The organism is Mesorhizobium sp. ESP6-5 (assembly GCF_020164695.1).
Lineage (GTDB): Bacteria > Pseudomonadota > Alphaproteobacteria > Rhizobiales > Rhizobiaceae > Mesorhizobium > Mesorhizobium australicum.
Genome location: NZ_JAIUGR010000010.1, coordinates 16964 through 35318 on the forward strand (window position 1 = coordinate 16964; position 18355 = coordinate 35318).

Here is an 18355-nt window from a genome sequence, read left to right on the forward strand (position 1 = left end):
AGACAATAGACCTAAAGCGCGTCGCATGTGTCCATTCAAAAGCGGCGCGCTTTAGGCCATGACAAACCCGGATATCGTCATCATCGGCTCCGGCATCGGCGGCGCCACGATCGCCTCCGGCTTAGCCGGCAGCGGCGCCTCGATCCTGATGCTGGAACGCGGCGAGCCGCTGCCGGCAACGCCGCATGCACGCGACACGCGCTCGATTTTCGTTGATGGCCACTACCGGCCGAAGGAGATGTGGCGTGAGGCCGGTGGCGCCGCATTCAACCCGGGCAATTACTACTATGTCGGCGGCAATTCGAAATTCTTCGGCGCGGTGCTGATCCGCTACCGCAAAGAGGATTTCTCCGCCATGGAGCACTTCGGCGGCGTCTCGCCGGCCTGGCCGTTTTCCTATGACGAATTCGAGCCTTGGTATTCCAGGGCAGAGCAGCTGTTCCGCGTGCGCGGCACGCTTGGCGAGGACCCGACCGAGCCGTTCCACTCGATCCCCTATTCCTACAAGCCAGTGCCGGACGAGGCGCCGATCGCCCGTGCCCGCGCCGAGCTCAAGGGGCTGGGCCTGCATCCGGCCTCGCTGCCGCTTGGCGTCGATATCGGCACCTGGCTCAGGGAAGGCAGGACCGGCTGGGACGCTTTTCCGAACACTGGCCAGGGAAAGATGGACGCCCAGACCGCACCGCTGGCGGCGGCACTGAACGATCCTAACATCAAGCTCGAAACCGGCGCCTATGTCGAATATCTCGAGACTGCTCCGGACGGTAAAACCGTATCAGCGGTTCATTACCGCCAGAGCGGCGAGCTGAAAAAGCTGTCGCCAAAACTGGTCATCCTGTCGGCCGGCGCGGTCAATTCAGCGGTCATCCTGCTGCGCTCGCCCTCACCCAGCAATGGCAAGGGGGGCGGCAAAGGCCTGGCCAACCGCTCCGACCAGGTCGGCCGCAACTTCATGAACCACAATTCGAGCGCCATGCTGGCGATCGATCCGCGCCGCCGGAACGATGCCGTCTACCAGAAGACGCTGATGCTCAACGATTATTACCTCTCCGACGGCAAGGGCGGCAAACCGCTCGGCAATGTCCAGCTTCTCGGCAAGATCGACGGCAACATGCTCAAGGCCAATGTGAAACGAGTGCCGAAATTCGCGCTCGATTTCATGGCCGGCCATGCGGTCGACTGGTACCTGATGTGCGAGGACCTGCCAGATCCCGAAAGCCGCATCATGGCCGACGGCAAGGACATCGTCATGCAATGGCGGCGCTCCAACATGCAGTCGCTCGACGGGCTGACCAAGGTGATGCGCGAGAATTTTCGCGCCTGCGGTTATCCCCTGGTGCTGTCGCGCCCTTTCGACAAACGCACGCCCTCGCACCAGTGCGGCACGGTGAAAATCGGAGAGGATCCGGCGACGTCGCCGCTCGATCCGTTGTGCCGTGCCTTCGATCACCGGAACCTGTTCGTCGTCGACGCCGGTTTTCTGCCGAACTCGGCCGCCGTGAACCCGGCGCTGTCGATCGCCGCCCAGGCGCTGCGTGTCGCCGAACACATCCGCAAGACGGACCTCGCCGCATGACCCGCCCGGCGGCCATCGTCACCGGCGGCGCGCGCGGCATCGGCCTTGCCTGCGCCGAAGCGCTGGCCGACGCCGGCTTCGACATTCTCGTCGCTGACCTTGCCCAAACAGCCGCAGGCGAGCTCGCCACTGACATAACCGCACGCGGCGCCAAATTCGCCTATGTCAGCTGCGACATCGCCGATCTTTCCGCCCACGCCGCCCTCGTCGACTCTGCCATGCGCGCGTTCGGCCGCATCGATTGCCTGGTCAACAATGCCGGCGTCGGCGCCGTGGTGCGGGGCGACCTGTTGGACCTCAAACCCGACAATTTCGACCGCGCGCTCGGCGTCAACCTGCGGGGCACCGTCTTCCTCAGCCAGGCGGTCGCCAAGGCGATGCTCCGCCAGCCCAGCGATGATGCGAAATCGATCATCACCATCACATCGGTCAGCGCCGAGATGGCCTCGCCGGAACGCTCCGAATATTGCATGTCGAAGGCAGGGCTTTCGATGTGGGTGAAGAATCTGGCGCTCAGGCTCGCCCCGGAAAACATCGGCGTGTTCGAGCTGCGGCCGGGCATTATCCGCACCGACATGACGGCGGGCGTGACCGCCAAATACGACGCTTTGATAGACGGCGGCCTGGTGCCGGCGAAACGCTGGGGCGAAGTTTCCGACATCGGCGCCATGGTGGCCGCGCTCGCTGCCGGGAGACTGGGCTTTTCGACCGGCTCGATCATCAATGTCGACGGCGCGCTTTCCGTGCCTCGGCTATGAACGGATGAGACAATGACCGACTACATCATCGTGGGCGCCGGCCCTGCCGGCTGCGTGCTGGCCAACCGGCTGAGTGAGGATCCCTCCAACTCCGTGCTGCTGCTCGAAGCCGGTGGCAAGGATTGGCATCCCTATATCCACATGCCGGCGGGCTTTGCCAAGATGACCAAGGGCATTGCGTCCTGGGGCTGGTCGACGGTGCCGCAGAGAAACATGAACGACCGCGTCTTCTGGTACACGCAGGCCAAGGTGGTCGGCGGCGGCTCCTCAATCAACGCCCAGATCTACACGCGCGGTAATGCGCGCGACTACGACGCCTGGGAGAAGGAGGAAGGGCTGGCCGGCTGGGGCTACCGCGACGTGCTGCCCTATTTCAAACGGGCCGAAAACAACCAGCGCTACGCCAACGATTTCCACGGCGACCAGGGCCCGCTCGGCGTTTCGAACCCGATTGCGCCGCTGCCGATCTGCGAAGCCTATTTCCGCGCCGGCCAGGAGATGGGCATTCCCTTCAATCCGGATTTCAACGGCGCTGCCCAAGAAGGCGTCGGCTATTACCAGCTGACCCAGAAGGATGCCCGGCGCTCCTCCGCCTCGGTCGCCTATCTCAGGCCGATCCGCGCTCGCAAGAACCTCACCGTCAGGACCGACGTACTGGTCACCCGCATCGTCATCGAGAACGGTCGCGCCATCGGCGTCGAGGTGGTCGACAGGCCGGGCGGCGAAACAAAAATCCTGCGCTCCGACCGCGAGGTGATCGTCTCGTCCGGCGCCATCGGTTCGCCTAAGCTTTTGATGCAGTCGGGCATCGGCCCGGCCGACCATCTGAAATCGGTCGGCGTCACGCCGGTGCATGACCTGCCCGGCGTCGGCTCCAACATGCAGGACCATCTCGACCTGTTCGTCATCGCCGAATGCACCGGCGACCACACCTATGACAATTATGCCAAGCTGCACCGCACGGCCTGGGCTGGCCTGCAATATCTGCTGTTGAAGAAGGGGCCGGTGGCGTCCAGCCTGTTCGAGACCGGCGGCTTCTGGTACGCCGACCCGACCGCCGCCTCGCCCGATATCCAGTTCCATCTGGGCCTCGGCTCCGGCATCGAGGCTGGCGTCGAGAAGCTGAAAAACCCGGGCGTCACCTTGAACTCGGCCTTCCTGCGCCCGCGCTCGCGCGGCACGGTGCGGCTGAAAAGCGCTGATCCCTCCGACCACCCGCTGATCGACCCCAACTACTGGTCCGATCCCTATGACCGCGACATGTCGCTGAGAGGGCTGCGGCTGGCGCGCGAGATCATGCGGCAGAAGGCGCTTGCCCCTTACGTGCTGCGCGAGGTGCTGCCCGGCCCGTCGCTCGCCAGCGACGATGAGCTGATCGACTATGCCTGCCGCACCTCCAAGACCGATCACCATCCTGTCGGCACCTGCCGCATGGGCCATGATGAGATGGCGGTGGTGACGCCGGACCTGAGACTGCGCGGCATCGAGGGCCTGCGCGTCTGCGACGCCTCGGTGATGCCCCGCGTGCCTTCCTCCAACACCAATGCGCCGACGATCATGGTCGGCGAAAAGGGTGCCGACCTGATCCTCGGCCGCGAGCCGCTGCCGCCGGCAGTGTTTTCCGGCAATCGTGCTGCATAGGGAGTGGTAAAATGATCAGGCACTGCGTTTTCGCCAGATTTCGCAGCGATGTGTCGTCGACCGAGCGCACGGCCATCCACGCCGGCCTCGAGGCGTTGCGACAGGTGGTCGAAGGCATGGACACCGTCCAGTTCAGCACCAATGTCAGCCCAGAGCCTTTCGCGCGCGGGTTCACCTATGGCTTCACCATCGATTTCCGCGATGCCGCGGCGCGCGACGCCTATCTCGTCCATGAGGCGCATCAGCGTGCCGGCGCTCGCCTGGTCGCGGCTCTCGAAGGCGGCGCGGACGGATTGATGGTCTTCGATCTCGATCTTACGAAAAAGTGACCGCCGGCCTTTCGAAAGCCGGCCGATCGCTGTTCTCTTTTGCCGACAGGGCGACATATCGTTCCTTTGGGGGATGCAAAGGAGGACGCCTTGAACCTCACTACCGAGCAGAAGAAAACCGTCCTGGCCTCATTCCTGGGCTGGACGCTCGATGCTTTCGATTTCTTCCTTCTGACATTCCTGCTCACCGATATTGCGACTGAATTCCAGACGGATGTCCCGGCAGTGTCAAAGGCACTGTTCCTGACCTTGGCCACGCGCTTCATCGGCGCGTTCTTCTTTGGCATGCTAGCCGACAAATACGGGCGCAAGCCCATTCTCATGCTCAACATCGTCAGCTATTCGGTGATCGGGGCGCTGGCCGCCTTCTCGCCCAATCTCGGCATCTTCCTGGCGCTGCGCGCGCTGTTCGGCATCGCCATGGGCGGCGAATGGGGCCTCGGCAGTTCACTCGCCATGGAATCCGTCCCGCCGAGCGCCCGCGGCATCGTCTCGGGCATCCTGCAATGCGGCTATCCGGCCGGCTACCTGCTGGCGGCGGTGGTCTATGGCCTGCTCTACCAGCAGACGATCGGCGGCTACACGATCGGCTGGCGCGCCATGTTCCTGCTCTCCTTCGTCCCGGCGCTGGTCGTCCTGTTCATCCGCTCGCATGTGCCGGAATCTCCTGCCTTCGTCGAGGCACAGAAAACCGCTCGACCGGGGATGCTGGAGACCTTGCAGAAGCACTGGGGCGTCGCGCTCTATGCCGTCGTGCTGATGATGTTCTTCAACTTCTTCAGCCATGGCACGCAGGATCTCTACCCGACCTTTTTGAAGAAACAGCACGGCTTTGACCCACACACGGTGAGCTGGATCACCATCGTTGCCAACATCGGTGCCATCGTCGGCGGCCTGGCATTCGGTGCGCTGTCGGAGAAGATCGGCCGCATCAACGCCATTACACTCGCCTGCATCATCGCCCTGCCGGCGATCCCGCTATGGGCCTACAGTTCCACGCCCTTCATGCTGGCCATTGGCGCCTTCGTCATGCAGGTCGCGGTGCAAGGCGCCTGGGGTGTCATCCCGGTCCACCTCAACGAGCTTTCTCCCGGTGCGGTGCGCGCCACCTTGCCCGGCTTCATCTATCAGGCCGGCAATCTCGCCGCTTCCTATGGCGGTCCATATCAGGCCGGGATCGCCGAAGCCCCCGGCGGCAGCTATGGCTATGCGCTGGCGCTTTTTGCCGGTGTGGTCGCCGTCTGCATCATCGTCGTCATCCGCTTCAGTCCGGAGCGGCGCGGCCAGGTAATGACGGTGCTCGGCTGAGAGGTCAACCCATCCTCAACGCGATGACGCCTGCAACAATGCTGAGCGCGGCAGCGCCGCGCCAGCCTGTCATCTTCTCGCCGAGGGCGTAGACCGAGATCATCATGGCAAACAGGATCGAGGTCTCGCGCAGCGACGCCACCGAGGCGATCGGCGCCCTGGTCATCGCCCACATGACAATCCAGTAGGCGGCGCCGGAAAGCACCCCGGTGAACAGTCCCGTCTTCCAGTCGCGCGCCAGAACGGGAAGCGCTTTGGGCCCTCGGAAAACGAGGCACAGCACCAGCGCGCCAAATGCATCGCAGATGAACAACCAGGCGGCATAGCTTTGCGCCGTTGCCGCCAGCCGCGCGCCGCTGCCGTCGGACAGCGTGTAGCTGGCGATGAAGATCGACGTGCCCAGCGCATAGCCGACCGCGCCCAGGTTCAGCTTCTCCAGATGCGCGCCACCGCGAAACGACATCACCAGCGTGCCGGCCGATAACAGCAGGATGCCAAGGATGGCAAGCGGCGCTGGCACTTCGGCGACGACGAACATGCCGCCAATCGCGGCCAGCAGGGGTGCCGTGCCACGCGCCAGCGGATAGGTCTGGGCGAAATCGCCGGCCTGGTAGGCGCCGATCAGGAAGGTGCGATAGCCCATGTGGAAGATCACCGAAGCGATGATGTAGGGCCAGACCTCCGCCTTCGGCAACTCGACGAAGGGCAGCACGACGAGGGCAGCAGTGCCCATGCCGAGCGTCATCAGCGTGATCGACAGGAAGCGGTCGAGATGCACCTTGACCAGTGCGTTCCAGATCGCGTGCATGGCGGCCGCGGCAAGCACCGCGAAAAAGACGAAAAGCGTCATGGGGAGCTCATCGACCTCCCAAGCCGAAGGGCGTCTCGAGATCGATGTCGACCCGGACCGGGAAGTGGTCGGAAGCCACCTCGCCCATGTCTGATCCAACAGAACGCACACGCCCGGCCAGCATGCCGCCGACGAAGCAATGATCAAGCCGGCGCTTTGCCAGTCTGCCGTCGATGATCTTCTCATGCGTATGGAAATCCGCCACCGGCTCGCTGGCGACAGAAGCGGCATCGACGAAGCCGTCGAGATAGGCAGCGCCCCGATGATAGGGCGTGCTGCCGACAATGCGGCGATATTCGGCGCTGCCGGGTTCCATGTTGAAATCGCCCATCCAGATCGTCGCCAGCGGATTTTCCGGCTCGACTTCCCCATGTGTCCAGTTACGCGAAGGTTCATCGTTCGCTCCGCTCCACGGTCCGCCTTCCGATGGTGCCCGGCGATGCTCGGCCATGAGATAATCGATCTGCTCCAGCCGCTCTTCCGCCGCGATGTGCGCGAGATGCAGCGACAGCACCCTGACCGGCCCGGCCGGCGTGCGGATCATGCATTCGAGGGCGGCGTTGCGGGTGTTGAGCGGCCGCAGCGTGCGGCGCATCGGCAGCGCGTGCAGTCGCGACCAGACGATCGGCAGCTTCGACATAACCATGGTGCCGAACTGCCGGCGGCGATTGACCAGGCGGCCGTCGCGCAGCTCGCTGGCATCCATGTCGAAGGCTGGGCCGTAGACCCAGTGATACCCAGGCAGCAATTGGGAAAGCCGCTCCGGCTGGTCGTCGAAATCGCTGCGTTGCCAGTGCCGCTCGACCTCCTGCAAGGCGATGATGTCGGCGCCAGCGACAAGGCGTGCCGCACGCGAAAGATCGTAGCGCCCGTCGCTGCCGAATCCGTACTGGATGTTGTAGCTGACCAGCTTCATTGCTTATCCGGCTCACTTTTCGGTGTTGGCAGTAACGGTTCGGCCGATCGCTTGCAATGTGCAGGAGGACGGACGGGGCTTGGGCCAGCAGGGCAGCGGCCGAGACGCGGTATCTGCTAGTCGGTGGTCAGCGGCTGGAACCGGCCTGCCGGCGATGCCGCAAGTTCCGTCCAGTCGATCTCTTCCTCCAGACGGTGATAGGCTTCGTCACCGATGGTGCCGTTGCGGCGCAGCTCCTCCAGGGCATCGCGCTGGCTTTTGATGGCATAGAGACGCAGCCTGTCATATTCGGTCGCGGCCTGGGCATCCTCGGGATTTTTGGCGATCTTGCGCTGGGCGGCATATTGCTCGCGCACCGCGGCTGCGGCGCTCGAGGTTTTGCCGCTCAATACATCAAGCGCGGCCTGCATGACCACGACGCGCGCCTTCGCTACCTCCCGGTCGACCGTTTCGTCGGGATCCAGCTTCAGGACGCGCAGCAGCGGCTTCAGGCTCATTCCTTGCAGCACCAGGGTGCCGAGCACGACCGTGAAGGCGGCGAGCACGATCGGGTCGCGAGCAGGAAATTCGACCGGCAAGGCGAATGCCGCGGCAAGGGTTACCAGTCCCCGCATGCCGCACCAGCCGATGAGCACGCCGCCGCGAAAGGACGGCGTATCCGGCTGATGCTCGGCGCCGCCAAAGCGGGCAAACCACCTGATGACTGCACCGCAGCCCAGCACCCAGATCAGGCGCGAAACGATGACGACCGCCAGCACAGCCGCGGCAAAGACGAATGCGTCGAGCTCTCCCGTACCGGCGAGCCGTCCGACGATCGACCGCGCCTGCAGACCCATCAGCACGAAGGCCAGCACGTTGAGCACGAACACCGCCGTCTCCCAGACCGAATAGGAACTGACACGCTTTCTCGCCGACATTCGGCGTGGCGCGGTCCGCGCGATGGTCATGGCGTAGACGACGATGGTGATGATCGCCGACAGACCCAACCTGTCCGCCAGGATCCAGACACCGAACGTACCGGCGAACTGCACCACGGTACCGCTGGCGGCGTCCTCGATGCGGCTCAGCGTGGCAAGCGACAGCCGGCCGAGTACATAGCCGGCCAGCAGGCTTCCAACGGTCGACAAGACGACCATGGGCGCGGCGCTGCTCAACAGGAACGGACCGAGTGCGGCGGCGACAGCGATACGGTAGATTAGCAACGCGGTTGCATCGTTGAGCAGGCTCTCGCCTTGCAGGATGGTGGTGATGCGGTGCGGCACCTTGAATTGTCCGAGCACGGCCGACGCCGCGACGGCATCGGGCGGCGCTACGATGGCGCCAAGGGCGACGGCCGCGGCGATCGGCAGGCCTGCCATCTTCCAGCCGAGCAGCGCAACCGCTGCGGTGGTGAAAACGACCGCCCCCAAGGCCAGCAGGGCGAGCGGCAGCCGGTTGCGATTGAGATCGCGCAACGAGGTGTCGTAGGCGGCGTCGAGCAGCACCGGCGCGATGAACAAGGCCAGCGCCAGTTCCGGGTCGATTTCGATGGTGGGCATGCCGGGCAGGAAGGCGATGCCCGCGCCCGCCAGCGCCAGCAGCGACGGATAGGGAACTTGCAGCCGCCGCGACAGCGCCGTCAGCGCGACTGCAATCAACAGGAGGATAAGCGTCAGTTCGAAAAGAGCCATGCTCTATCGTAGCCGCCGAACGAGGCGATTGGCAGTGCCAAAGTCATGGTCGTGGAACAACAGGGACATCTCTGGCACGGACCGTGTCGTCCGCCGACAGCATGAGAAATCCCGACGGCTGGAGCGCCCGTTTGGGAGCGCCTTCCGACAGCGGACTACCTAGTGCAGCACCAGCATATCGCTCGACGAGAACGAAATCTCGGCCTTCTCCCCGACTGCGGGCGGCGGGGTGGCGGAGTTGTTGAAAGTGTCGAGCGACACCGTGTTGCCGCCGATGCCGACACGGACCCGGATAACCGAGCCGAGGAAGTGCACTTCGGAAATCTCTCCGGTCAGGCTGGAGTCGCGGCCGGGCTGGCGGCCGAGCGAAATCGCCTCGGGCCGCAGCGCCAGAGACAGCGTGTCGCCGGACTTCGAGCCGTTGAGCTTGCCCTTGAGCGAGACTTCCTGCGTATTGACCTGCACCTTGCCGGAGGCGGCGTCGGTGACCTTGCCTTCGAGCACGTTCAGCGTGCCGACGAAATTGGCGACGAACTTGGTCGCCGGCCGGTTGTAGATCTCGAACGGCGTCGCGACCTGCTCGGCCTTGCCGCCATACATGACGGCGATGCGGTCGGAGATCGACAGCGCCTCTTCCTGGTCATGGGTCACGAAGATGGTGGTGATGCCGAGCTTCTTCTGGATCGAGCGGATTTCTTCGCGCAGCGACACGCGCACCTTGGCGTCCAGCGCCGACAGCGGCTCGTCGAGCAGCAGGAGCTTTGGTTTCGGCGCGATAGCACGCGCCAGCGCGATGCGCTGCTGCTGACCTCCGGAGAGTTGATAGGGATAGCGGTCCGCCATCTGCGGCAGCCTGATCATGTCGAGCATCTCGGCCACACGCTTGTCGGCGTCGGCTTTCGGCATGCCGGCAACCTTCAACCCGAAAGCGATGTTCTGCGCCACGGTGAGGTTCGGAAACAGCGCATAGGCCTGGAACACCATGCCGACATTGCGCTGGTTGGGCTTCAGCCGGGTGATGTCCTTGCCGGCGACGACGATCTTGCCGGCCGACGGCTCCTCGAAGCCGGCGACCATGCGCAGCACAGTGGTCTTGCCGCAACCGGATGGCCCCAGGAACGAGACGAACTCGCCCGGCTCGACGTCGAGGCTGAAATCCTGCACCACGGTGTTGGACCCGTAGGACTTTCGCACATGCTGGATGGACAGGAATGGCTCGGCCATGGCTTTTTCTCTCAGGTCAATTCGGGCGGTTCGCCGATTTCGGCGCGAAGCGGGACAGAATCTGGATGAGCGACATGCAGCCCCAGGTAATGGCGAAGGCGATGATGGCAAGGGCTGCCGGTTCATAGGCACGGTTGGCGCCGACGTTTTGCAGATACGGGCCGAAGGCCGGACGGTTGAGGAGGCTCGCCATGGTGAACTCACCGATGACGATGGCGAAGGTCAGGAAGGCGCCCGACAGCACGGCGATCAGGACATTAGGCAAGATCACCCGGCCAATGATCGTGCTCCAGCCGGCGCCCAGGATCTGCGCTGCTTCGGTCAATGTCCGCACATCGATGGTGCGCAGCCCGGTATCGACGGCGCGATACATGTAGGGCAGAGCCAGCGTCGCATAGCCGATCACCAGCAGCGCATTCGCACCCATATTGCTGCCCAGGAACGGCAGCGGGGAATTCGAGCCGTACATCCTGATATAACCGAACACGATGACGATGGCCGGAATGACCAGCGGCAACAGCGTGATGAATTCGACGATCGGCCTGAGCTGCGGCAGGCGCAGCCGGATCCAGTATGCCGCCGGCACCACGATCAGCACGCCGAGGATGATGGTGAAGACGGCCGCGACCACCGAATACAGGAAGGTCGACTGGAAGCGCGCGTCGCCCAGCACGATCTGGTAGGCGTCGAAGGAATGGACGCCGCGCCGCATGCGCAACGAGAACTCGACAGTCGCCATCAGCGGAATGAAGAAATAGGCCGCGCCGACAATGAAGACGACCCAGGCCCAGAATTTGCCCGACTTCATTTGAGCCACCTTTCGGACCGGGTCCGGAACCAGATGTAGAAGACGTTGGCCAAGCCCGTGATGACGATCATGCCGAAGGCGATGGCATAGCCGAGCTGCGGGTTGTGCAGCACGTCGCCATTGATCTGCGAATAGAGCTTGATGGGAACGATGTTGAGTGCCGGGCCGGCAAACGCATAAGCCGTGGCGATGGCGCCGAAGGAATTGGCGAACAACAGGATAACGGTGCCGAGGAAGCTCGGCCACAAGACCGGGATGACCACCATGCGCCAATACTGCGACTGGGTGGCCCCAAGCGTGGCGGCGGCCTCGCCCCATTCCTTCTTCAAGCCGTCGATGGCCGGCACGATGATGACCACCATCAGCGGAATCTGGAAGAACAGATAGACCGCGATCAGGCCCGATGTCGTGAGGAAATTGAAGCCCATCGCGTAGATGTTCACATTGAGAACGTCGCGCAGAAGCGTCGTGACGATGCCGACGCGGCCGAGGGTCGCCAGGAAGGCGAAGGCCAGCGGCAAGCCGGCGAAATTCGAGGCGACACCCGAAAAAGTCAGGGTCGCCGAGCGGGTCCAGTTGGGAAGCCCGCCGCGCACGATGGCGATGGCAATCGCGAGCCCGGCAAAGGCACCGATGACAGCCGACCAGAAACTGATCTTGATCGAAACCCAGTAGGAAGCGCTGATCGAGGGATCGCTGACCAGCTGCAGTATATTATCAAGCGTCAGCTGACCGTCGCCATTCTGGAAAGCGCCCAGGACGAGATAGATCGTCGGCAGGATCAGGAACATCAGGACAAAGATGAAGAAAGGCGCCACGCCAATCCACTGCATCGGAAAGCGGAAAGTGGTCGCCTCGTTCGGCGGCGCGGGCTTGGTGGTGACGGACTGATTTGAAAGCGTAAGATCGGTCATGCGCCGGCTACCGTCTTCGAGGGGAAACCGGGCGGCCTCGCGGCCGCCCGGTGGATTTCAAGCCTTACTTGACGTTGGCGCCGACAACGGCGTCCCAATTCTTGCTGATGGTCTCCTTCGCCTTGCCCTGCTCGTCGAGCGTCGGGAAGGCGGCCGAGGCGTAGGATTCCGCCGGCGGCAGCTTGGCCAGAACGTCCGCGGGGATCTTGCCGTTCTTGGCCAGATCGTTGAAGCGAATCGGGTGGCAATAGCCCTTCAGCCAGCCGACCTGGCCTTCGTCGGAATAGAGATATTCCATCCACAGCTTGGCTGCATTCGGATGCGGCGCGAACGCGCTGATCGCCTGCACGTAAACACCGGCGACAACGCCGGTCTTCGGCACGATGACGTCGACGGGCGGGTTGCCCTTCAGCGTGTCGCGACCGGCGAGCGCGTTGTAGTCCCAGTTGATCAGGATCGGGGTCTGGCCCTGGGCAAGCGTTGCCGGCTTGCCGACGACCGGCACGAAATTGCCGGCGGCGTTGAGCTTCTTGAAGAAGTCGAGACCGGCGGTGCCAGCGGCTTCACCAGCAGCCGCGCCACCGGAAAGGCCCGCGGCGTAGACGGCCTGGATGGCCTGGTTCGAAGCGCGCGGATCGCCGGCGACGGCGACCGCGTTGGCGAATTCGGGCTTGAGGAGATCGGCCCAGTCCTTCGGCGATTCCTTGATCAGGTCCTTGTTCACCATGAACGACAGCACGCCATAATAGTCGCCGTACCAGGCGCCATCGGCATCCTTGGCGCTGTCCGGGATCGAGTCCCAGGTCGACACCTTGTATGGCATCAACAGGCCATCGGCCTTGGCGGTCGGGCCGAAGGACAGGCCGACGTCGATGACATCAGGAGCCTGCGGGCCCTTGTTGTCCTTGTTGGCCTTGATCGCCTCGACTTCGTCGCCGGAGCCGGCGTCGGGGTTGAGTTCGTTGACGGTGATTTCCGGATACTTCGCCTTAAAGCCGGCGATGACGTCGCCGTAACCGCACCAGTCATGCGGCAAGGCGATCGTGGTGAGCTGGCCTTCGGCCTTGGCGGCCTTGATGAGATCGTCCATCGAAGCGGCGGACGAAATCACCGACGACACCATCAGGGTCGCGGCCGAAAGGGAAAGCACTTTCCCCGTGAATTTGAACATGTGTTCTCTCCATTGAACTGACGCCGTTGGACGTCTGCGATGCGGTATCGTTTTCGTGTGACAGCCAGATGAAAGCTTTGTGAAACCGGCGCCTCGCAGCGTGAAAAGTTAACTCTTTTTAACGGACTGTAGCAATTAGCCATCACTTAATTTTCCGGCTAATCATTAATCCGCCCCTATATCGCCCTTCCCCTCTCCTTTCCCCTCGTTTCCCGATCAACTTCCGCATCCAGGAACCGGCCTCAGACCGTCCCGGCGATGGCGTTTTCGAGCAGTGTCAGCGCCGCCTTCTTGGTCAGCTTGACCGGGTTGCCGCCGGCCGTCGGATCGACCACCGCCATGTCGGCGATCAGGCTCTTGCGCTTCTTGTCCATGTCGAGCCCCTTGATCAGGCCCGGCAGCGCGTGCGGCACCTTCAACTCCTTGCGCAGCTTGATAACAGCCTTGGCGAAGCCGTCGAAACCGCCCTTGATGCCGCAATAGGCGGCGAGCCGGGCGATACGCTCCTCGATGGAGTCGCGATTGAAGGCCAGCACATATGGCATGAACACGGCATTGGTCATGCCATGATGGCTGTCGTAGAGCGCGCCGATCGGATGCGACAGCGAGTGGATGGCACCCAGCCCCTTCTGGAAGGCCGCGGCGCCCATGGCGGCCGCGCTCATCATGTGGGCGCGGGCGACGAGATCTTTGCCATTGGCATAAGCCTTCGGCAGGTTCTCGAACACCAGGCGTATGCCTTCGACGGCAATGCCGTCGGCCATCGGATGGTAGCCCGGCGCGCAATAGGCCTCGAGGCAATGGGCGAGCGCGTCCATGCCGGTGCCGGCGGTGATGAAGGAAGGCATGCCGACCGAAAGCTCCGGATCGGCGATGACGATCGCCGGCAACAACTTCGGATGGAAAATGACCTTCTTGGTATGCGTCTCCTCGTTGGTGATGACGCCGGCGCGGCCGACCTCCGAGCCGGTGCCGGCGGTGGTCGGCACCGCGATGATCGGCGCGATGGCGTCGGAGTTGGCGCGCGTCCACCAGTCGCCGACATCCTCGAAGTCCCAGACCGGCCTGACTTGGCCGGCCTGGAAGGCGATCAGCTTGCCGAGGTCGAGCGCCGAGCCGCCGCCGAAGGCGATGACGCCGTCATGCTTGCCCTTCTTGAACACCGCGATGCCAGCGGTGAGGTTGGACTCGACCGGGTTCGGCTTCACCTCGGAGAACACGCCATAGGGCACCTTGGCCTCGTCGAGAATCCTGAGCGTCGAGGCGACGACCGGCAGTTTCGCCAATCCCGGATCGGTGACGAAAAGCGGCCGCTTGATGCCGGTGGCCGCGAGCACCTCCGGCAGTTCCTTGATGCGCCCGGCGCCGAAGCGAACGGTGGTGGGGTAGTTCCATTTGGAGATGAGCTTGGACATTTTTGTCTTTCGAATTAGATGGCTTCACGCAGATGGAAGGATTTCGGCCGGGTCAGATTGTCATAGCCCAGCGCCGACAGGGCAACGCCCTTGCCGGTGTCCTTGACGCCGGTCCAGACCAGCGCGGGATCGAGATAGTCGCAGCGGTTCATGAACACCGTGCCGGTCTCGACGCGGTCGCCGATCGCCACCGCATGCTCGGTGTCGCGCGTCCAGATCGAGGCCGTCAGCCCGTAGGGGCTGTCGTTCATCAAAGCGATCGCCTCCTCGTCATTGCGCACCTTCATGATGCCGACGATCGGGCCAAAGCTTTCCTCACGCATGACGCTCATCTGATGGTCGACTTGCGTCAACACCTCCGGCGCCAGGTAAGGCGAGCCGGCCTTGTCGTTAGCCACCTTCATGTCGATGTGCGCCTTGGCACCCTTGCGCAGCGCTTCGGCCTTCTGCTCGCGGATCAGGTCGGCAAAGCGCGCCTGCGCCATCGGTCCCATCGTCGTCGCCTGCTCCAGCGGATTGCCGACGACATAATTCCTGGTCTCGGCGATGAAGCCTTCGACGAACTCGTCATAGACTTTTTCGTGCACATAGACGCGTTCGATGCCGCAGCAGCACTGGCCGGAATTGAAGAAGGCGCCGTCGACCAGATTGGCCACGGCATGGTCCATCTTGGCGTCGGGCAGCACATAGGCCGGATCCTTGCCACCGAGTTCGAGCCCAAGCGTCATGAAGGTGCCTGCCGCCGCCTTTTCGATGGCACGGCCGCCAGCGACCGAGCCGGTGAAATTGACATGGTCGATCTTGCCGGAACCCAGCAGTTTTTCCGTCTGTGCATGGTTGAGCACGACATTCTGGAACACGCCCTTTGGCAGGCCGGCCTTGTCGAAAGCCTGTTGAAAGCGCTCGCCGACCAGCAACGTCTGCGCGGCATGTTTCAGGATGACGGCGTTGCCGGCCATCAGCGCCGGCACGATGGTGTTGACCGCTGTCAGATAGGGATAGTTCCATGGCGCGATCACCATGACCACCCCAAGCGGATCCTTCTTCACATAGCGCCGGAAGCCGTCCTTCGGGTTGGCGGCCGGCACGGACTTGAGCGCCGCTTCCGCGATCTCGACCATATAGTTGGTACGCTCCTTGACGCCGCCGAACTCGCCGCCATAACGAACGGGACGCCCCATCTGCCAGGCGATCTCCGGCACGATCTCGTCGGTCATCGCGACCAGTGCTTCCAGCATCGCCAGCATGTACTTGCCGCGCTCGACGATCGGCGTCTGCGCCCACTTCTCCTGCGCCGCCTTGGCACGCTCGACCGCGGCGTTGATCGCCTGGTCGGTAGCGATCGGCCGCTCCGCATAGATCGAGCCGTCGATGGGGGATTTGAGTTCTACGGTTTCCAAAAGGTGCTCCATTTAGCAGGCTAATGTACGCAGATGGCCGTTGCGGCTGTAGCGAAGGATGGGCTCGTCTCGCGTCACAAGAACCATGTCCAAGGCCCTTGCAGTGGCAATCAGTATTCGATCCATGGGATCGCCATGGGGCGAACCCGGCAAGTTGGAGGACGCGATCAGAATAGCCGGCGAAATCGCGCTGAGTTTTGCGGACATGCGCTCAATGAATCGCTCTACGAAATCGAGCGGCGCTATGGGCAAGTTGAGCCGGCCCTTGGCCACACCGATGCCGATCTCCCATGCTGACATCGGCGAGAGATAGAGGCGGCCATCATAGGCCGCGTCGGAAATCTTCTGACTTGCCTGAGGGTCGATTTTGCTGTCGTTTGCAATGAAGATCATCGCGCACGTGTCCAGCAGCAGGCTCGGCTCTTCACTCATTTGCGCATCACGTGTTTACCATGCTGCGCCTGAGTTTCACCGCCCAGATAACCCCGATCCCAAGGCTCATCATCGAACGGTTTGGTGACATCAAACCCGGCCTCGATTGCTATCAAGCCCTTCATGAAACCAAATCCAGGGTGACGGTGCGTACGCACAGCGGGTGCGGCGTCACCGGTCGGCATCTTGCGAACGCGGCGAAAGACAAGCTTGCCAGCGCCTACGTTGACGGATTCGGTTTCGAACCCGGCCTCGAGCCACTCCCTGGTCATGGGATTGTTGCTCGGATTGTTGCTCCACCACGCGGGGTATCGCTTCGATGCCGGCAACGGCAGACTAAGCACGCTTTCGATCTGATCGAACGACATAGGGACACGGTCGGCATTCTGGGCGACCAGAAATTCCTTCAGCGGCGCATATTTGGACATTGCGAACTCCCCAACAATTGCAGCTTGCAGCCTTCATATGAGCTACATTAACTACATTGTCAACATAAAGCTGCATAAAGCTTTAGTAACGCTCGAACCCTCTGTGCAGTTCCCAATCCGTAATACGCCGATCGTATTCGAACTGCTCCCACTTCGCTGTGTGGACATAGTGCTCGAGCACATCCTCGCCGAGCGCCTGTTTCAGCATCTTCGATTTCGCCAGCGTCTCGGTCGCATCGCGCAGCGTCTTTGGAATTTCCGGCAAACGAGAAGCCTGATAGGCGTCGCCGACGAAAGGCTTCTGCAATTCCAGCTTCTCGTCGATACCGGCGAGGCCGGCCGCGATCAGCGCCGCGAAGGCGAGATAGGGATTGAGGTCGGCGCCGCCGATGCGGCATTCCATGCGGATGCCCTTGGTGCCCTCGCCGCACAGGCGGAAGCCCGCGGTGCGGTTGTCTTCGCTCCACATGATCTTGGTCGGCGCGAAAGTGCCGGCCTGGAAGCGCTTGTAGGAATTGATGTAGGGCGCCAGGAACCAGGTGAATTCCTTGGCGTATTTCAGCTGCCCGGCCGCCCATTGCTGGCCGAGCGTCGACAAGGTCCAGTCGGCTTGTCTGTCGAAGAACAGCGGCGTCTTGCCGTCCGCGCTCCACAGCGAATTGTGGATGTGGCTGGAATTGCCGGCGAGACCGTAATTATACTTGGACATGAAGGAAATCGCCTTGCCTTCGGACTCGGCAATCTCCTTGGCGCCGTTCTTCAGGATGACGTGGCGGTCGGCCATGTCGAGCGCCTCGGCGTAGCGCACATTGATCTCTTCCTGGCCCGGACCCCACTCGCCCTTGGAATTCTCGATCGGAATGCCGGCGGCTTCCATCTCGTTGCGAAGCCGGCGCATGACGCCTTCTTCCTTGGTGGTGATGCCGATCTGGTAGTCGCCAATATAGGGCGAGGCTGTATCGAGCCCCTGCCAATGCTTCTTTCGGGCGGAATCGTAGGTCTCGTTGAACAGATAGAATTCGAGCTCGGAAGCGAAATAGCCGATATAGCCGCGCTCACTCAGCCGCTTGACCTGCTTCTTGAGGATGGCGCGCGGCGAATGCGGCAGGTCGTCATGGGTGTGGTGGTCGAGCACGTCGCAAATGACGAGCGCCGTCTTTTCCAGCCAGGGAATGCGCCGCAGCGTCGCCAGGTCCGGCTTCATGACGAAGTCGCCATAGCCCTTCGACCAGCTTGCCGCCTTGTAGCCCGGCACCGGCTCCATATCGATGTCGGCCGCCAGCAGGTAGTTGCAGCCATGCGTCTCGTCATGCGCGGAATCGACGAAGTATTGCGCCAGGAACCGCTTTCCCGCCAACCGGCCCTGCATGTCGACAATGCATGCCAGCACCGTGTCGATCTCGCCGCTGGAGACCGCTTTCTTCAACTGATCGAACGAGAAACTTCCGGCCATTCCTTTGGCACTCCAGTGCTTGGCGTTTCGGGCTTGTCACATGAACGAGAACAAAAAACCGT

Annotated in this window: 17 protein-coding genes; 5 read left to right on the forward strand and 12 right to left on the reverse strand. The window is 62.7% G+C overall.

The annotated features are described in order from the left end of the window. Positions 1 to 58: 58 nt before the first annotated feature. The 5 genes from LB524_RS17455 to LB524_RS17475 all read left to right on the forward strand — a co-directional run bounded on the left by LB524_RS17455 (position 59) and on the right by LB524_RS17475 (position 5612). Complete coding sequence (locus tag LB524_RS17455) at positions 59 to 1576, forward strand: GMC oxidoreductase (protein WP_224528762.1); 1518 nt, start codon at positions 59 to 61, stop codon at positions 1574 to 1576. Then, a complete protein-coding gene (locus LB524_RS17460) occupies positions 1573 to 2334 on the forward strand; it encodes a 3-ketoacyl-ACP reductase (protein ID WP_224528765.1) in 762 nt (253 codons plus the stop codon). The genes LB524_RS17455 and LB524_RS17460 overlap by 4 nt, the downstream gene beginning before the upstream one ends. A 12-nt stretch (positions 2335 to 2346) precedes the next feature. Continuing rightward, positions 2347 to 3975, forward strand: coding sequence for a GMC family oxidoreductase (locus LB524_RS17465; RefSeq protein ID WP_224528768.1), 1629 nt, complete (start codon positions 2347 to 2349; stop codon positions 3973 to 3975). A gap of 11 nt (positions 3976 to 3986) precedes the next feature. Continuing rightward, the gene (locus tag LB524_RS17470; protein ID WP_015315817.1) at positions 3987 to 4304 is read left to right on the forward strand and encodes a Dabb family protein; all 318 of its coding nucleotides are present in this window, start codon (positions 3987 to 3989) and stop codon (positions 4302 to 4304) included. Between the two features lie 90 nt (positions 4305 to 4394). Continuing rightward, positions 4395 to 5612 (forward strand): MFS transporter, encoded by a 1218-nt coding sequence (locus LB524_RS17475; protein ID WP_181171422.1) that lies wholly within the window; start codon positions 4395 to 4397, stop codon positions 5610 to 5612. Between the two features lie 4 nt (positions 5613 to 5616). Here LB524_RS17475 and LB524_RS17480 read toward each other — a convergent pair whose 3' ends face one another. The 12 genes from LB524_RS17480 to LB524_RS17535 form a co-directional block, all read right to left on the reverse strand. Beyond that, positions 5617 to 6462: an EamA family transporter gene (locus LB524_RS17480; protein WP_224528770.1), complete on the reverse strand. Its 846-nt coding sequence runs from the start codon at positions 6460 to 6462 to the stop codon at positions 5617 to 5619. Between the two features lie 7 nt (positions 6463 to 6469). Further along, positions 6470 to 7378 carry an endonuclease/exonuclease/phosphatase family protein gene (locus LB524_RS17485; protein ID WP_224528772.1) on the reverse strand — a complete coding sequence of 303 codons (909 nt, stop codon included), beginning with the start codon at positions 7376 to 7378 and terminating at the stop codon, positions 6470 to 6472. 116 nt (positions 7379 to 7494) lie between these two features. Next, on the reverse strand, positions 7495 to 9048 hold the full coding sequence (locus tag LB524_RS17490) for a cation:proton antiporter (RefSeq protein WP_140875175.1): 1554 nt from the start codon (positions 9046 to 9048) through the stop codon (positions 7495 to 7497). Positions 9049 to 9207: 159 nt separating this feature from the next. Further along, on the reverse strand, positions 9208 to 10272 hold the full coding sequence (locus LB524_RS17495) for an ABC transporter ATP-binding protein (protein ID WP_015315812.1): 1065 nt from the start codon (positions 10270 to 10272) through the stop codon (positions 9208 to 9210). Positions 10273 to 10288: 16 nt separating this feature from the next. Beyond that, positions 10289 to 11080, reverse strand: a complete 792-nt coding sequence (locus LB524_RS17500; protein WP_140721305.1) for an ABC transporter permease — start codon at positions 11078 to 11080, stop codon at positions 10289 to 10291. Then, complete coding sequence (locus LB524_RS17505) at positions 11077 to 11994, reverse strand: ABC transporter permease (RefSeq protein WP_140619323.1); 918 nt, start codon at positions 11992 to 11994, stop codon at positions 11077 to 11079. The genes LB524_RS17500 and LB524_RS17505 overlap by 4 nt, the downstream gene beginning before the upstream one ends. Positions 11995 to 12058: 64 nt before the next feature. Next, complete coding sequence (locus LB524_RS17510) at positions 12059 to 13165, reverse strand: ABC transporter substrate-binding protein (protein ID WP_224528774.1); 1107 nt, start codon at positions 13163 to 13165, stop codon at positions 12059 to 12061. Positions 13166 to 13407: 242 nt separating this feature from the next. Next, positions 13408 to 14580 carry an iron-containing alcohol dehydrogenase gene (locus tag LB524_RS17515; RefSeq protein WP_224528776.1) on the reverse strand — a complete coding sequence of 391 codons (1173 nt, stop codon included), beginning with the start codon at positions 14578 to 14580 and terminating at the stop codon, positions 13408 to 13410. Between the two features lie 14 nt (positions 14581 to 14594). Then, on the reverse strand, positions 14595 to 15992 hold the full coding sequence (locus tag LB524_RS17520) for an aldehyde dehydrogenase family protein (RefSeq protein WP_224528778.1): 1398 nt from the start codon (positions 15990 to 15992) through the stop codon (positions 14595 to 14597). Next, positions 15993 to 16412: a type II toxin-antitoxin system VapC family toxin gene (locus LB524_RS17525; protein ID WP_140793300.1), complete on the reverse strand. Its 420-nt coding sequence runs from the start codon at positions 16410 to 16412 to the stop codon at positions 15993 to 15995. Beyond that, positions 16409 to 16840: a hypothetical protein gene (locus LB524_RS17530; RefSeq protein WP_140618744.1), complete on the reverse strand. Its 432-nt coding sequence runs from the start codon at positions 16838 to 16840 to the stop codon at positions 16409 to 16411. Before LB524_RS17530 ends, LB524_RS17525 begins: the two co-directional genes overlap by 4 nt. 82 nt (positions 16841 to 16922) lie before the next feature. Continuing rightward, positions 16923 to 18293, reverse strand: a complete 1371-nt coding sequence (locus LB524_RS17535; RefSeq protein WP_015315804.1) for a glutamine synthetase family protein — start codon at positions 18291 to 18293, stop codon at positions 16923 to 16925. Between the last annotated feature and the right edge of the window lie 62 nt (positions 18294 to 18355).

Coding starts and splice junctions, on each gene's coding strand:
- LB524_RS17455 (WP_224528762.1), top strand. CDS start 59: ATGACAAACCCGGATATCGTCATCATCGGCTCCGGCATCGGCGGCGCC.
- LB524_RS17460 (WP_224528765.1), top strand. CDS start 1,573: ATGACCCGCCCGGCGGCCATCGTCACCGGCGGCGCGCGCGGCATCGGC.
- LB524_RS17465 (WP_224528768.1), top strand. CDS start 2,347: ATGACCGACTACATCATCGTGGGCGCCGGCCCTGCCGGCTGCGTGCTG.
- LB524_RS17470 (WP_015315817.1), top strand. CDS start 3,987: ATGATCAGGCACTGCGTTTTCGCCAGATTTCGCAGCGATGTGTCGTCG.
- LB524_RS17480 (WP_224528770.1), bottom strand. CDS start 6,462: ATGACGCTTTTCGTCTTTTTCGCGGTGCTTGCCGCGGCCGCCATGCAC.
- LB524_RS17485 (WP_224528772.1), bottom strand. CDS start 7,378: ATGAAGCTGGTCAGCTACAACATCCAGTACGGATTCGGCAGCGACGGG.
- LB524_RS17490 (WP_140875175.1), bottom strand. CDS start 9,048: ATGGCTCTTTTCGAACTGACGCTTATCCTCCTGTTGATTGCAGTCGCG.
- LB524_RS17495 (WP_015315812.1), bottom strand. CDS start 10,272: ATGGCCGAGCCATTCCTGTCCATCCAGCATGTGCGAAAGTCCTACGGG.
- LB524_RS17500 (WP_140721305.1), bottom strand. CDS start 11,080: ATGAAGTCGGGCAAATTCTGGGCCTGGGTCGTCTTCATTGTCGGCGCG.
- LB524_RS17505 (WP_140619323.1), bottom strand. CDS start 11,994: ATGACCGATCTTACGCTTTCAAATCAGTCCGTCACCACCAAGCCCGCG.
- LB524_RS17510 (WP_224528774.1), bottom strand. CDS start 13,165: ATGTTCAAATTCACGGGGAAAGTGCTTTCCCTTTCGGCCGCGACCCTG.
- LB524_RS17515 (WP_224528776.1), bottom strand. CDS start 14,580: ATGTCCAAGCTCATCTCCAAATGGAACTACCCCACCACCGTTCGCTTC.
- LB524_RS17520 (WP_224528778.1), bottom strand. CDS start 15,992: ATGGAGCACCTTTTGGAAACCGTAGAACTCAAATCCCCCATCGACGGC.
- LB524_RS17525 (WP_140793300.1), bottom strand. CDS start 16,412: ATGAGTGAAGAGCCGAGCCTGCTGCTGGACACGTGCGCGATGATCTTC.
- LB524_RS17530 (WP_140618744.1), bottom strand. CDS start 16,840: ATGTCCAAATATGCGCCGCTGAAGGAATTTCTGGTCGCCCAGAATGCC.
- LB524_RS17535 (WP_015315804.1), bottom strand. CDS start 18,293: ATGGCCGGAAGTTTCTCGTTCGATCAGTTGAAGAAAGCGGTCTCCAGC.